This window comes from Actinoplanes sp. NPDC004185 (genome assembly GCF_053603475.1).
Genome location: NZ_JBSGFR010000068.1, coordinates 1 through 13,757 on the forward strand (window position 1 = coordinate 1; position 13,757 = coordinate 13,757).

Genomic DNA, 13,757 nt, shown 5'->3' on the forward strand with positions numbered 1-13,757 from the left:
GGCGGCCGACCTCGAACAGCTGCGGCGGCACCTGGGCGTCGAGCGGCTGCGGCTGCTGGGCCACTCGGCGGGAGCCGGCTGGCCGCCAGCTACGCCGCCCGACACCCGGAGCGGGTCGGCTGCCTCATGCTGGTCACGCCGCCGGTGACCTGGCTGCTCGACGTGGCCTCCAACATTGCCGAGGTCGGCGAGCGCCGCCGCGGCGACCCCGTCTTCGAGGCGGCCCTGGCGGCGTCCCGGCAGGGACTCACCCGGCGCGACGACGAAGGGCTCAACGACTTCATGACCCGCGTGGCGCCGCTTGGCTACGCCACCTGGGGCCCGGCGGAGCAGGCCCACGCCGTCCTCGGCCGGTTCAGCTACGCGGCGAACCGGACCTGGCCCCGCGTGGAGCCACCGGCCGACCTCGCCCGCCGGCTGGCCGCCGTCACCGCGCCGGTGCTGGTCATCGCCGGCGCCGAGGACGCCATCACGGGTTGCGCGCCGGCCGTCGCGCTGACGAAGCTGTTCGCGGACGGCACCGCCGAGGTGCTCGACCGGTGCGGGCACTACCCGTGGGTCGAGCAGCCGGCAGCGTTCCGGCGGGCCGTCGACGAGTTCCTGGCCGCGCGGGTGAAGGAGTGACATGGCGGGCGACCCCGGACTGATCACGCCGGTCGGGCACCGCGAGCCGGCGCCGCGCCGGATCCGCGGCCTGCTCGGCGACCGGGTGGGGCCGGACCGGCCGCGGACCCCGTTCTCCCCGGAGGAGAAATGATCCGGCGGATCAAGGCCTGCCTCAACGGCGGCCGCACCCGCGACGAGCATCCGGCCGTCCCGGTGACCCCGGCCGAGCTGGCCGTGGCCGCGGCGCAGGCGGTGGCCGCCGGGGCCGAGGCGGTCCACGTGCACCCCCGGGGCGCGGACGGTGCGGAGAGCCTCGACCCGGCCGACATCGGCGCGGCGGTGGCCGCCGTCCGGGCGAGTTGCCCCGGCACGCCCGTCGGGGTCTCCACCGGGCTGTGGATCACCGGCGGGGACGTCGGCCGGCGGCACGCCACCGTGGCCCGGTGGGCCGGCCTCGGCGCCGGCCAGCGGCCCTCGTTCGCGTCGGTCAACGTCGGCGAGGACGGTTTCGCCGAGCTGGTCGCGCTGCTGCGGGGAGCCGGGGTGGGGGTCGAGGCGGGAGTCTGGTCACCGGCGGACGCCGAGCGGCTGGACGGCGTACCGGTCGACCGGATCTTGATCGAGATCCTCGGCACGCCGGCCGCGGACGCGGTGGCCGCGGCCGACGCCGTCCTCGACCGGCTCGCGGTCCCCGGACCGCGGCTGCTGCACGGTGAGCAGGACGCCTGCTGGCCGCTGATCGCCCACGCCGGGCGTCTCGGCCTGCCCACCCGGATCGGCCTCGAGGACACCCTGGTCACCGACGACGGCCGGCCCGCGACCGGCAACGCCGACCTGGTCCGGCGGGCGCTGCGGATCTGGACCGCTCAGCGCGAACGCAGATAGCGGCGCAGGTCCTGGGTCTCCCCGGTGGTGGGACGGACGGCCAGGATGCACGTGTCGTCGTCCGGGTTGGCCTGCCGCAGCCGGCTGACCAGCTCCGCGAGCGGCTGCAGGGGCGCTGCGGCCACGGCCTCGTCGACGGTACGGATCACCGTGTCCAGCCCTTCGTCCAGGCTGCGGCAGCGGTATTCCACCAGCCCGTCGGTGTAGAGCAGCAGCAGATCGCCGATCGCCAGCCGCAGCTCGGCGCACTCGTAGGTCGCGTCCTCGACCACCCCCAGCATCGGCCCGCTCGGACGCGGCAGCGGCTGCGTACGGCCACCGCGGCTCAGCAGCGGCGGCGGGTGCCCGGCCTGCGCCCAGGTCAGCCGGCGCAGGGCCGGCTCGTAGCGGGCCACGATCGCGGTCGCCGCCGTCTCCGGCCGCTCCTCGTCCAGGTCACAGGTGATCCGGTTGAGGTGCCCGAGCAGCTCGGCCGGATCGTTCGTGGTCACCGCCAGAGCGCGCAGTGAGTACCGCAGCTGCGCCATGGTGGTCGCGGCCAGCGTGCCGTGCCCGGCCACGTCACCGACCGCCAGCAGCACCGAGCCGTCACGCAGTGCCGCCGCGTGGTACCAGTCGCCGCCGACCAGGCTCTCCTGGCCGGCCGGCAGGTACCGCACGGCCACCTTGATGCCGGGCAGCTCCACCGGGCGCTCCGGGATCGGCAGGATGATGTGCTGCAGCCGGGCGGCCAGCTCGTGCTCGGCGTGCAGGCTGCGGCGGTGCTCGGCGAGCTGCTGCTCGACCTCGGCCAGCCGGCGGGCGCTGTTCTCCCGGGCGGTGACGTCCTGCACGATGCCGTACAGCCGCAGTGGCCGGCCGGCGCCGTCGCGGGTGGCGTCGGCGACCGTGCGCAGGTGCTTGATCCGGCCCTTGATCCGGACCCGCAACGTCACGTCGATCCGCTCGCCGCGTTCGAAGGCCTCCGCCGCCGCCAGCCGCAGCGGGTGGTCCTCGGCCACGGCGAGCGCCTCGGTCTCCGCCGTGGACAGTGGGCCGAGGGCCGGGTCCCGCTCGTAGATCCGGTACAGCTGGGCCGACCACCGCACCTCGCCGCTGACCAGGTCCCACTCGGCCCAGCCGAGGTTGCCGAGCTGCTCGGTGCCGTTGATCCGGTCACCCTCGTCCGGGCCGCCGCCGTGCCCGACCCAGGTGATGAACAGGCCGGAGCCGAGGCGGTGCGCCCGTACGGTGAACCGGTGCTCGTTGAGTGTGAACGGGCCGAGCTGCACAGGCTCGCCGGTGTCCAGCACCCGCTGGTAGGCCGCCCACCGGTCGCTGACCGGGGCGTGCGGGAACTGCTCGGCCATCCGGGTGCCGACCAGCTGCCGGCCGCGGAGCCCGTCGGGCGTGGTCGCCTCCGGGGTGGCGGCGGCGTAGATCAGGTCAGCCAGCTCCCCGCCCTCGCCCCGTACCGGCGTGAGCAGAGCGGACTGCCCGGGCAACAAATCCAGCACGGCCTGCACGACCGCCAGCCAGGGCTCGACCGGACGGACGTCGGCGCTCGCGCGCCGGCGCGCGAGCAGCATCGAGCGCAACGGCGGGCCCCGGTCGTCGGCCGGCTCCGGGATGTCCAGCATGCTGATCACCCCGGCCGCGACGTCGACCACGTCGCGGTCCTGGTCGGCGGCCATCTGCAGCAGGTGGCGGTGGGCTTCCGACAGCCGGCAGCGGGTACGCCCGGCCAGCAGCCCCACAGCCCGGTCCATGGTGGCGCGTGAACCGTCCCCGGTGGCCGGACGCGCCACCGAACGCAGGTTCTCCATCGCCTCCAGGTACGCCTGCTGCCTGCCGCCCATACCGCTCCCACCTGCCGGAATCCACCATGACGGTTCCCTGCATACGCCAGCGCGGCGCGCGGCGTCATCCCCCGTTCACCTGCCCCCGGGGTCGACCTGCGGCGCAGCGCGGCCGGGTCACCCGGAAGGACGACCGGGGCCCGGGGGCCGTCCGGTGGCGGCCCCCGGCCGCCCGGTTCCCGCAGGTCACCGAACGGACCGCGGCGCCGGTCCGATGCGGTGCGGCGGCAACCGGCCGGTCCGGTGCGGTGATGCGCCGGAAACACCGATGCCGGATCATGGCGGGATGGACCTCGACGGGGCGCGGCGGATCGGCTTCCGCGTCGAGCAGAGCTTCCGGTACGCCTACCGCGAACCGGTGACCGCCCTCGCCCAGCGGCTCGTGGTGGTGCCCCGGCGCCGCCACGGTGACCTCTACCGGCGCAGCCACCACCTGACCGTGACCGGCGCCGCGCACGCCCGGCGCTCACGGCTGGACGCGGCGGGCAACACGGTGGTGCGGGTGGTGGCCGCCCGGGTCGAGCAGGCGGTCGAGTTCCGGCTCACCGCCACGCTGGACCGGGTGGTCGGCGACGGCCCGCCGCAGCTGCCGCTCGCGGCGCTGCACGACCCGCGCCTGCTGCGCCCGACCCGGCTGACCACGCCGGACGAGGCGCTGCGGGAGCTGGCCGGAGGCTGCGCGGCGGCGGACAACGAGGAGACGGCCGAGCGGGCGTGCGCGCTCGCGCACGCAGCGCTGACCTACGAGTACGGCGTAACCTCGGTCAGCACCACAGCGGCGCAGGCACTGGCGGGCGGCCGGGGCGTCTGCCAGGACTCGGCGCACGTGATGCTGGCGATGTGCCGCGTGCTCGGCGTGCCGTCCCGCTACGTCTCCGGGCACCTGATCGGTCAGGGCGGCACCCACGCCTGGGTCGAGGTGCTGGTGCCGCGGGGCGACCGGGCGGTGGCGCTGGCCTTCGACCCGTGCCACGGCCGCCGGGCCGGCAACGGCTACGTCACGGTGGCGGTCGGGCGGGACTACGCGGATGTGGCCCCCACCTCCGGCACCTACGTCGGGGCGCCGGGCGGCACCCTGACCGGCAGCCGCGAGGTCAGCGTCGTCAGCGTCGAGTAGGACAGTCCCTGGTCACAGCTCGAACAGCTCGCGCATGGCCTCGGCCAGCCGGGCCATGCTGGAGCCGGTGACCATGCCGATCCGCTCGGCGCCGACCGAGGCCGGCAGCCGGCGCATCCGGTTGACCACCACGACGCCGGTGATCGGGTCCTGCTCGGTGAGGGCCACCGCGTACGGCGGCAGCTCGGTGGCCCCGCGCTGGCGCACGATCGGCGCGCAGAACGGCGAGGGGTTGGCCCGGTCGTTGTAGTTGTCGGAGGAGAGCACGAGGACCCGGTAGCGCAGGTCGGTGCGGCTGCCGATGGTCCAGATCTCGCCGCGCTTCACGCACGGAGCGTACCGTCGCACCGATCTTCGGATTTGCCCCGCCCGGCGTCCGGGGCAACCGGTGCTCGGGACAGTCGAACCCTGCGACCGGGAAACACGTAAGAATGAGCGCGACGGCTTGCGGCCGCCGGGACCCATACTCCGGCGGCTCGCGTGGAGGAAGGACGTTCATGACGGAAAAGGCCCAAATCGGGGTAACCGGGCTGGCGGTGATGGGTCGCAACCTGGCCCGCAACTTCGCCCGCCACGGCCACACGGTCGCGCTGCACAACCGCAGCTACGGGCGCACCAAGGAACTCGTGGAGTCGTACGGCCACGAGGGCACGTTCATCCCCTCGGAGAGCGCCGAGGACTTCGTCGCGAGCCTGGAGCGCCCGCGCCGCGTGGTGATCATGGTCAAGGCCGGCAAGGCCACCGACGCGGTCATCGACGAGTTCGCCCCGCTGCTCGAAGAGGGCGACATGCTCATCGACGCGGGCAACGCGCACTTCGCCGACACCCGGCGGCGCGAGGCCGCGCTCAAGGAGCGCGGGCTGCACTTCGTCGGCACCGGCGTGTCCGGTGGCGAGGAGGGCGCCCTGCACGGCCCGAGCATCATGCCCGGCGGCTCCAAGGAGTCCTACGAGTCGCTCGGCCCGCTGCTCGAGGACATCTCGGCCAAGGTCGACGGCGAGCCGTGCTGCGTGCACGTCGGCCCCGACGGCGCCGGGCACTTCGTCAAGATGGTGCACAACGGCATCGAGTACGCCGACATGCAGCTCATCGCCGAGGCGTACGACCTGCTCCGCTCGGTCGGCGGGCACTCGCCGGCGGAGATCGCGGAGATCTTCAAGGGCTGGAACGAGGGCCGGCTGGGCTCGTACCTGATCGAGATCACCGCCGAGGTGCTCAAGCAGACCGACGCCGAGACGGGCCAGCCGTTCATCGACATCGTGGTCGACCAGGCCGAGCAGAAGGGCACCGGCCGCTGGACCGTGCAGGCGGCCCTGGACCTGGGCGTGCCGGTCTCCGGCATCGCCGAGTCGGTCTTCGCCCGGGCGCTGTCCGGCGACCCGAAGGTCCGCGCGGCCGCGGCGCACCTGCCCGGCCCCACGGCGACCGCCGGCGCGGGCGGCGCCGACCTGCAGGCCGACGTCGAGCAGGCGCTGTTCGCCTCGAAGATCGTCGCGTACGCGCAGGGCTTCCAGCAGATCCAGGCGGCCAGCGCAGAGTACGGCTGGGACATCGACCCCGGCCAGATGGCCAAGATCTGGCGGGCCGGCTGCATCATCCGGGCCAAGTTCCTCGACTTCATCAAGCAGGCCTACGACAAGTCCCCGGACCTGCCGTCGCTGCTGGTCGACGAGTACTTCCTGGACGCCGTCAGCGGCGCGCAGGAGGCCTGGCGGCGCGTGGTCGCCACGGCGGCCCAGCAGGGCATCCCGGCCCCGGGCTTCGCGTCGGCGCTGGCTTACTACGACGGCCTGCGGGCCAAGCGCCTGCCGGCCGCTCTGATCCAGGGGCAGCGCGACTTCTTCGGCGCGCACACGTACCGCCGCGTCGACAAGGAAGGCGCCTTCCACACCATGTGGGGCGCCGAGCGCAACGAGGTCTCCGCGTAGCAGTGCCGGGCCGGCCCGCTCGCGGGCCGGCCCGTCACGCCGCGGTGACCGGCAGGACCGTCCGGATCATCAGCTCGGCCATCTCGGCCGGCGGCAGCGGCTTGGCCATGAAGTAGCCCTGGCCCAGCCGGTAGCCCATCGCCCGCAGCCGCTCGGCCTGCGCCGCCGTCTCGATGCCCTCCGCGACCGCGTACAGGTCGAGGTATTCGGCGAGCTGGGCGACCGCCGCGGCCACCGCCAGCCGGCCGCGGTCCTCGCCGTCGCAGATGCCGTCCACGAACGACTTGTCCAGCTTCAGCACGTCCACCGGGAACGCGCGCAGCAGGCTCAGGCTGGACTGGCCGGTGCCGAAGTCGTCCAGCGCCAGCCGCACCCCCAGCTCGTGCAGGGCCTGCAGGGTCTCGCGGACCTGCCGGCCGTCGAGGACCGAGGACTCGGTGACCTCCAGCACCAGGTTGGCCGGGATCAGCCCGGTGTCGCTGAGCACGGCCGCGACCTCGTCCACGAAGCCGGACTCGCGCAGCTGCCGGGCCGCCACGTTGACGTTGATCGAGCGGATGGCGGCGGCGCCGTACTCGGCGTGCCACTTGGCCAGCTGCTCGCAGGCCTCCCGCAGCACCCAGGAGCCCAGCGGCACGATCAGCCCGGAACGCTCGGCGACCGGGATGAAGTCGGCCGGCGAGACCAGCCCGCGGACCGGGTGCCGCCAGCGCACCAGCGCCTCGGCGCCGGACATCAGGCCGGTGACCAGGTCGAACACCGGCTGGTAGGCCAGCTCCAGCTCGTGGCGGATGATGGCGTTGTGCAGCTCGCTGCCGAGCCGGGCGTGGTTGACGACCTCGCTGTGCATCCGCGGTTCGAAGCGGGCCCAGGACGCCTTGCCGGAGGCCTTGGCCGCGTACATGGCGATGTCGGCGTTGCGCAGCACCTCGTCGGCGTTGTCGCCCGGCCCGGCCAGGGCGACGCCGATGCTGGCGTTGGCCAGCAGCTGGTGCTCACCGACCCGGAACGGCACCGCGAGCGCGGTCAGGATCCGCGCGGCGACCTCCTCGGCCCCGGCCGGATCGTCGACGTCGAGCAGCACCGCGAACTCGTCGCCGCCCAGGCGCGACGGCAGGTGGGTGACCGCGCTGTGGTGGCGCAGCCGCTGGGCCACCTCGAAGAGCAGCTGGTCGCCGACGGCGTGCCCCATGGTGTCGTTGACCATCTTGAAGTCGTCGATGTCGACCAGCAGCACGCTGACACTGCGGTGCGCGTCGAGGCGCTCGCCGAGGACGGTGCCGAAGCGGGCGCGGTTGGCCAGCCCGGTCAACGGATCATGCATTGCCAGGTGCTCGAGCTCCGCCTGCTGCCGCCGGATGCCGGCCAGCATCCGGGCGTTGGCCCGCAGCCCGAGCAGCTGCCGGGCCACCACGAAGGTGGCGATGAGCACGGCGCCGATGATCACGACCCGCTGGTGCCAGCCGAGCTGGCGGGCGGAGACGGTGATCACCAGGGCGGCCGTCGCGATGACTGCGACCAGCGGGAGCGCGTTGTAGATGCTGCGCGCCGACGGCGCGGCGGGGGGCGCCGCGGGGCGGCGCAGGACGACTTCCTGACGGTACGCGGCCAGCGCCATCGCCGCGCCGACGAGCGGAACGCCCAGCACCGAGATGATCAGCCGTCCGGTGTCCCCGCCGGCGATGAGCAGCACCGTGGTGGCCACGGCGACCAGCGGCGCGGCGGTCAGGATGCGCAGCGACACGGAGTCGACGGCGCTGGCCGGGCTCATCGCCGCGCGGCCGATGACGACCAGGGCGATCAGGGAACCGACCCCGGTGACGGCGGCGCCGTTCTGGGTCAGTGTGGAGGTCGCCGCCGTGGCCAGGTCGAGGACGACATACCAGTAGATCAGCGCACCGGCCACCGCGACGGTCGCGCCGTCGAGCATGAGCTGGGCCCAGCGCAGCACCGACCGGTGCTCCACCGGCAACCGCAGGAAGGCCAGCACCACCATGACCACGCCGAGCAGCGTCGGCACCGCCATGTACGGCGACAGCCCGGGATCGTTGTTGGCGAACGCGAACGCACCGACCGAGCCGATCCCCAGGCAGATCGCCGCGTGCGAGAAGAGCCGCCAGAAGCCCCGGACCGGCCGCGGCACCACGATCATCGAGCCGATCCGCCGGCAGGCCAGGAACGCGGCCACCATGGCCACCGGTCCCCCGGCGTACCCGGGCATCACCGTGCCCCCGTGGTGCATCACCAGCCACCCGAGCACCCAGGCCACCGCCAGCAACGCCAGGGCCAGCGGGAGCACACCCGGACGGGCGGGCCGGACCGCGCGCCGGCGGCCTACCCGCTTGTCGGCTGGACTCATCGCTGCGCTCGGCTCCTTGGTCTCTGTCACTCCTGGCGCAGTACCAGTCGGCGATGGGGAGCCGAAGCTGAGCGTTCCCGCTGCGGGCCGGGCGGCCTCGATCGGAAGATATAGACGCCGGTGGCACCCGGGACCGATGCGGGGTGTGGCCGGGCCCGCTTAGGGTCGGTGCGTCATGGAGCGCATCCCGGGTTGGTTGCTGCCGCTGGTCCTCGCCGTCACCCAGCTGGCGGTCTGGCCGGGCATCCCGCTGGCCTCGGACGACCGGCTGTCGGCGCCGGCCGTCGCGACCGGCGTCACCGCCACCGTCGTCGCCACGGTGGCGCTGCTGTGGCGGCGGTCGGCCCCGCTCGCGGCCCTCGGCGTCGTGGCCGCGGCGCTGACCGTGGGGACGTACGGCGTGCCGACGGACGCGCTGCTGGTCGTCTCGCTCGCCGACCTGATCACGCTCTACAGCATCGCCGTGCTGCGTACCCAGCGGCTGACGCTGGGCATCGCGGCGGCGGTGATGCTCTGGCAGGCCGCGCTGATCGCCGCCACCACGGGCCTGGACGAGTACGCCCTCGAGCTGGTCAGCATCCTGGTGGTGTACTCGACCGTCGTCGCGTTCGGCCGGGCCCGGCACCGCTGGCACGCCGAGCGCGCGAAAGCCGCGGGCCGGCTCGCCGAGGCGGAGGACCGGCGGGCCCGGGCCGCCGACACCGAACGGCACCGCCTGGCCCGCGAGCTGCACGACGTGACCGCCCACCACCTCACGTCGATCGTGGTCATCGCCTCGGCCGCCCAGCGCCTCGGCGGCACCCGTCCCGACCTGGTCGCCGAGGCTCGCGAGTTCGCCGCCCGGACCGGGCGCGACACCCTGACGGCGCTGCACCGGCTGGTCGCGCTGCTGCAGCTGCCCGACGAACGGCCCGGTCCGGTCGCCGCCCGCCTGCAGGAACTGGCCGAGGGCTTCCGGCTGCTCGGCCAGCAGGTCACCGTGCAGACCATCCCGGACGCCCTGCCACCCGCGACGACCGAGGCGGTCTGCGGCATCACCCGCGAGGCCCTGACCAACACCCTGCGGTACGCCCCGGCCGGCGGCGTCCGCATCCGGCTCGCCCCCGTGACCGACGGCCTGGAGCTCACCGTCGACGACGACGGCGCCCACACGGACGGCGTCACCGGCATGGGCTCCGGACGAGGCATCACCGGCATGCGGGAACGCGCCACGGCACTGGGCGGCAGCCTGACCGCGGGCCCCCGCCCCGGCGGCGGCTGGCGCGTCCGCGCCGTGCTGCCCGTGACCAGCGCTCCGCCCCCGGTCCCCCGCCGCCGGCAGCGGCCCGGCGCCGAGCACGTCATCGACGTGGTCGTGTTCCTGCTGACGCTGTTCGTGCCGGTGGGGGCGCTGCTGATCTCCGACGGCGATCCGGACCTGGCCGGCGCGCCGGTGCCCCTGCTGATCCTGGTCGCCTCGGCCCACGCCGTACCGGTGATCTGGCGCCGGACCCACCCCTGGGCCGTGCTGGTCGCGGTGGCGCTCACCTCGTGGCTGCTGCCGGCACTGATCGCGGCCGGCCTGGTCGCACCGGCGCTGGGCTGGGTCATGCTGGCCGGCCTGGGTGCGGAAGCCGTCGCGGTGTACGCCGTCGCCCGCTACGCCCCCCGCAACAACCTGACCGCCCTGGCGATCCCGGCCGCGCTCACCGCGGCGGTGCTGGCCACCGGGTTCACGATGGCGCTGGACGCGCCGCCCGAGGAGGGGATGCCCTTCGTCGCGTGGGTGGTCTTCATGTCCGCGGTGATCGGGTGCCCGTTCGGGGTGCCGATGGTGGGCTCGTGGCTGGCCGGTTTCCTCGTCCGCCGCCGCCGCACGAAACTCGAGGCCCGTGAGCACGACCTGGTTGCCGTCTCGACCGCCCAGGCGATCTGGGAGGCGGGCCTCGAACGCGCCCGGGTCGCGGCCGGCCTGCAAGCGGCGGTCCTGCGCGACACGGCCCGGGTGGCGACGGCGGCCGACGCGGGCGACCTCGACCAGGTGCTGACCTCGGCCCGGACCGCCCTGGACGCGATGCGCGGCCTCCTCAACGGCCTGCGCGCCGAACCGGACCCGGCCCGCGACACCGGCGACCGCGACCCGCAGCCGACGACGGCGGCCCTGCCCGGGCTGGCCGACCGGTGGCGGGGGCACGGGCGGGACGTCGGCCTGGAGATCATCGGGGCCGGGCGGGTGCTGCCGGCGGACGTGGACCTGTCGGCGTTCCGGGTGGTGGAGCTGCTGCTGGCCGGGGACACCGGACCGGTGAGCGTGCGGGTGGAGCTGAGCGGCGATCCGGTGCGGATCAGCATGCGGCCGATGCCGGCGGACGAGGGTGGGGAGATCGCGGCCGGGTTGCGGGCGCGGCTGGCCGCGGTGGGCGGCAGCATGGCCACCGCGGGCGACGGCCTCCCGGAGATCCTCCTGCCCGCGCCGCCGGCAGGGCACCTGGGCGGGAGCAGCCCGGACGGCGAGGGCGGAGGCCCGGCTGGGACCATTCCTGCCGACGACGGGCCGGGCAGACCGGCCGGGGACGACAAGGAGGTGGCGTCATCGCCGTCCGCGTGATGGTCGTCGACGACCAGCTCATGGTGCGCGCCGGGATCGCCGCCATCGTCGACGCCGAGGAAGGGCTCGAGGTCGTCGGCGAGGCCGCCGACGGGCAGGCCGCGCTCGACCTGGCCGCCCGGCTGCGGCCCGACGTGGTGCTGATGGACATCCGGATGCCCGGCATGGACGGGCTGACCGCCACCGCGCAGCTCACCGCGGCCGCACCGGAGACCAAGGTCCTGGTCCTGACGACGTTCCATCAGGACCGGTATGTCTACGAGGCGTTGAAGGCGGGCGCTGCCGGGTTCGTGCTCAAGGATGTCCTGCCCGCTGACCTGCTCGCCGCCATCCGGGTCGTCGCCGACGGCGAGGCGATGCTCAGTCCCGCTGTCACGCGGCGGTTGATCGACGCGTTCGCCAGCGGCGGGCTGTCCGGCCCGGCCGAGCCCGGCCGGCGGCTGGAGGGCCTCACTCCCCGCGAGCGCGAGGTCCTGGTCAGCATCGCCACCGGCATGTCCAACGCCGAGATCGGCACCGCCCTGGGCATCACCACCGGCACGGTGAAGGTGCACGTCAACGCGCTGCTGGCCAAGCTCGGCGTCCGCGACCGCGTGCAGGCGACGATCGCCGCCTACGACCTCGGCCTGGTCCGCCCGAATCCCTGAGCTGGGCCCGGCCCGACACCTGGGCCCGGAGTGAGCCCGGCCCGGAGAACAGCGATCCGGGCCGGGCTTCGTCCAGGGCTCAGCCCTTGAGGGCCGCCGAGACCACCGCCCGCGCCTCCTCCTGGATGCGCGCCAGGTGCTCCGGCCCCTTGAACGACTCCGCGTAGATCTTGTAGACGTCCTCCGTGCCCGAGGGCCGGGCCGCGAACCAGCCCGACTCCGTCGTCACCTTCAGGCCGCCGATCGGCGCGTTGTTGCCCGGCGCCGACGTCAGCACCGCCGTGATCGGTTCGCCGTCGAGCTCCTTGGCCGTCACCTGCGACGGCGAGAGCTTGCCCAGGATCGCCTTCTCGTCGCGGGTCGCCGGGGCGTCGATGCGGGCGTACGCCGGGTCGCCGAACTTCGCCGTCAGGTCGCGGTAGTGCTCGCTCGGGGTACGGCCCGTCGTCGCCACGATCTCCGAGGCCAGCAGGTCCAGCAGGATGCCGTCCTTGTCGGTGCTCCACGGGCTGCCGTCGCGGCGCAGGAACGACGCTCCCGCGCTCTCCTCGCCGCCGAAGCCGACCGAGCCGTCGAGCAGGCCCGGCACGAACCACTTGAAGCCGACCGGTACCTCGTCCAGTTTGCGGCTGAGGTCCGCCGCCACCCGGTCGATCATCGACGAGGACACCAGGGTCTTGCCGATCGCCGCCGCGGCGGGCCAGTCCGTGCGGACCTTGTACAGGTACGAGATCGCCACGGCCAGGTAGTGGTTGGGGTTCATCAGGCCGCCGTCGGGGGTGACGATGCCGTGCCGGTCGGCGTCCGCGTCGTTGCCGGTGGCCAGCTGGAACTTGTCCTTCTGGGCGATCAGCGAGGCCATCGCGTACGGCGACGAGCAGTCCATCCGGATCTTGCCGTCCCAGTCCAGCGTCATGAAGCCGAAGGTCGGGTCGACGTCCGGGTTCACCACGGTCAGGTCCAGGCCGTACCGGGAGCCGATCTCGCCCCAGTAGGCGACGCTGGCGCCGCCCAGCGGGTCCGCGCCGATCCGGATGCCGGCCGAGCGGATCGCCTCCATGTCGATGACCGAGCCCAGATCGTCGACGTAGGTGGCCAGGTAGTCGTAGCCGCTGACCAGCTCCGACGTGCGGGCCCGGGCCGCCGGCACCCGGCGTACCTCCTTGAGGCCGCCGGCGATCAGCGCGTTCGCCCGGTCCTGGATCCACTTGGTGGCGTCGGTGTCGGCCGGACCGCCGTGCGGCGGGTTGTACTTGAAGCCGCCGTCGTCCGGCGGGTTGTGCGAGGGGGTGACGACCACGCCGTCGGCCAGCCCGGAGGTGCGGCCCTTGTTGTAGGTCAGGATGGCGTGCGACAGCGCCGGGGTCGGGGTGTAGCCGTCGCGGCTGTCGATCAGCACGCGCACGTCGTTGGCGGCGAAGACCTCCAGGGCCGAGATCATCGCCGGCTCGCTCAGCGCGTGCGTGTCGCGGACCAGGTAGAGCGGGCCGTCGGTGCCCTGCTCGCGGCGGTACTCGACGATGGCCTGGCTGGTGGCCACGATGTGGTCCTCGTTGAACGCCGTCCTCAGGCTGGAGCCGCGGTGCCCGGAGGTGCCGAAGGCGACGCGCTGCTCCGCGACCCCGGGATCGGGGTGGTCGGTGTAGTAGCTCAGGACCACCCGGGGCACGTCGATTCGGTCGCGGGATTCGGCGGGGGTGCCGGCGCGGGGATGCACGGACATCGAGGAGCCTCCTTGAGGGCGTGGACCTGCCCGGGATCGTATCGCCGGGTGGTACCCGGCCGGGCGG

General features: G+C 74.1%; 11 protein-coding genes. 7 read left to right on the plus strand and 4 right to left on the minus strand.

Translation table 11 applies throughout. The annotated features are described in order from the left end of the window. The first annotated feature begins 126 nt into the window (after positions 1–126). The 3 genes from ACWEOZ_RS40450 to ACWEOZ_RS40460 are packed head-to-tail and all read left to right on the plus strand — an operon-like array spanning position 127 to position 1,491. On the plus strand, positions 127–624 hold the full coding sequence (locus ACWEOZ_RS40450) for an alpha/beta fold hydrolase (protein ID WP_451915977.1): 498 nt from the start codon (positions 127–129) through the stop codon (positions 622–624). A gap of 1 nt (position 625) precedes the next feature. Beyond that, positions 626–757, plus strand: a complete 132-nt coding sequence (locus ACWEOZ_RS40455) for a hypothetical protein (RefSeq protein ID WP_451915978.1) — start codon at positions 626–628, stop codon at positions 755–757. Next, positions 754–1,491: a 3-keto-5-aminohexanoate cleavage protein gene (locus ACWEOZ_RS40460; RefSeq protein WP_451915979.1), complete on the plus strand. Its 738-nt coding sequence runs from the start codon at positions 754–756 to the stop codon at positions 1,489–1,491. Before ACWEOZ_RS40455 ends, ACWEOZ_RS40460 begins: the two co-directional genes overlap by 4 nt. Here the strand turns inward: ACWEOZ_RS40460 and ACWEOZ_RS40465 are convergent. Continuing rightward, positions 1,473–3,329 carry a SpoIIE family protein phosphatase gene (locus tag ACWEOZ_RS40465; protein ID WP_451915980.1) on the minus strand — a complete coding sequence of 619 codons (1,857 nt, stop codon included), beginning with the start codon at positions 3,327–3,329 and terminating at the stop codon, positions 1,473–1,475. The genes ACWEOZ_RS40460 and ACWEOZ_RS40465 overlap by 19 nt on opposite strands. 286 nt (positions 3,330–3,615) lie before the next feature. On the opposite strand from ACWEOZ_RS40465, the gene ACWEOZ_RS40470 reads away from it, so the two are divergent. Then, on the plus strand, positions 3,616–4,446 hold the full coding sequence (locus ACWEOZ_RS40470; RefSeq protein WP_451915981.1) for a transglutaminase family protein: 831 nt from the start codon (positions 3,616–3,618) through the stop codon (positions 4,444–4,446). Between the two features lie 12 nt (positions 4,447–4,458). Here the strand turns inward: ACWEOZ_RS40470 and ACWEOZ_RS40475 are convergent, their stop codons facing one another. After that, positions 4,459–4,773, minus strand: a complete 315-nt coding sequence (locus ACWEOZ_RS40475; RefSeq protein WP_212994587.1) for a type II toxin-antitoxin system PemK/MazF family toxin — start codon at positions 4,771–4,773, stop codon at positions 4,459–4,461. Between the two features lie 170 nt (positions 4,774–4,943). Here ACWEOZ_RS40475 and gndA point away from each other — a divergent pair, with 170 nt between their 5' ends. Beyond that, complete coding sequence (gndA, locus tag ACWEOZ_RS40480) at positions 4,944–6,374, plus strand: NADP-dependent phosphogluconate dehydrogenase (RefSeq protein WP_451915982.1); 1,431 nt, start codon at positions 4,944–4,946, stop codon at positions 6,372–6,374. Between the two features lie 34 nt (positions 6,375–6,408). Here gndA and ACWEOZ_RS40485 read toward each other — a convergent pair whose 3' ends face one another. Further along, on the minus strand, positions 6,409–8,733 hold the full coding sequence (locus tag ACWEOZ_RS40485; RefSeq protein WP_451915983.1) for a putative bifunctional diguanylate cyclase/phosphodiesterase: 2,325 nt from the start codon (positions 8,731–8,733) through the stop codon (positions 6,409–6,411). A 175-nt stretch (positions 8,734–8,908) separates the two neighbouring features. On the opposite strand from ACWEOZ_RS40485, the gene ACWEOZ_RS40490 reads away from it, so the two are divergent. Together ACWEOZ_RS40490 and ACWEOZ_RS40495 are read left to right on the plus strand one after the other, a co-directional pair. Continuing rightward, on the plus strand, positions 8,909–11,320 hold the full coding sequence (locus ACWEOZ_RS40490) for a histidine kinase (protein WP_451915984.1): 2,412 nt from the start codon (positions 8,909–8,911) through the stop codon (positions 11,318–11,320). Further along, positions 11,320–11,967 (plus strand): response regulator, encoded by a 648-nt coding sequence (locus tag ACWEOZ_RS40495; RefSeq protein WP_433717368.1) that lies wholly within the window; start codon positions 11,320–11,322, stop codon positions 11,965–11,967. Before ACWEOZ_RS40490 ends, ACWEOZ_RS40495 begins: the two co-directional genes overlap by 1 nt. A 79-nt stretch (positions 11,968–12,046) precedes the next feature. Here the strand turns inward: ACWEOZ_RS40495 and pgm are convergent, their stop codons facing one another. Beyond that, positions 12,047–13,690 carry a phosphoglucomutase (alpha-D-glucose-1,6-bisphosphate-dependent) gene (pgm, locus tag ACWEOZ_RS40500; protein WP_451915985.1) on the minus strand — a complete coding sequence of 548 codons (1,644 nt, stop codon included), beginning with the start codon at positions 13,688–13,690 and terminating at the stop codon, positions 12,047–12,049. Between the last annotated feature and the right edge of the window lie 67 nt (positions 13,691–13,757).

What these genes read in the sequence shown, in the direction of transcription:
- gndA (WP_451915982.1), top strand. Translation starts at nt 4,944, where the DNA reads ATGACGGAAAAGGCCCAAATCGGGGTAACCGGGCTGGCGGTGATGGGT.
- ACWEOZ_RS40490 (WP_451915984.1), top strand. Translation starts at nt 8,909, where the DNA reads ATGGAGCGCATCCCGGGTTGGTTGCTGCCGCTGGTCCTCGCCGTCACC.
- ACWEOZ_RS40485 (WP_451915983.1), bottom strand. Translation starts at nt 8,733, where the DNA reads ATGAGTCCAGCCGACAAGCGGGTAGGCCGCCGGCGCGCGGTCCGGCCC.
- pgm (WP_451915985.1), bottom strand. Translation starts at nt 13,690, where the DNA reads ATGTCCGTGCATCCCCGCGCCGGCACCCCCGCCGAATCCCGCGACCGA.
- ACWEOZ_RS40460 (WP_451915979.1), top strand. Translation starts at nt 754, where the DNA reads ATGATCCGGCGGATCAAGGCCTGCCTCAACGGCGGCCGCACCCGCGAC.
- ACWEOZ_RS40450 (WP_451915977.1), top strand. Translation starts at nt 127, where the DNA reads ATGCTGGTCACGCCGCCGGTGACCTGGCTGCTCGACGTGGCCTCCAAC.
- ACWEOZ_RS40465 (WP_451915980.1), bottom strand. Translation starts at nt 3,329, where the DNA reads ATGGGCGGCAGGCAGCAGGCGTACCTGGAGGCGATGGAGAACCTGCGT.
- ACWEOZ_RS40470 (WP_451915981.1), top strand. Translation starts at nt 3,616, where the DNA reads ATGGACCTCGACGGGGCGCGGCGGATCGGCTTCCGCGTCGAGCAGAGC.
- ACWEOZ_RS40455 (WP_451915978.1), top strand. Translation starts at nt 626, where the DNA reads ATGGCGGGCGACCCCGGACTGATCACGCCGGTCGGGCACCGCGAGCCG.
- ACWEOZ_RS40495 (WP_433717368.1), top strand. Translation starts at nt 11,320, where the DNA reads ATGGTCGTCGACGACCAGCTCATGGTGCGCGCCGGGATCGCCGCCATC.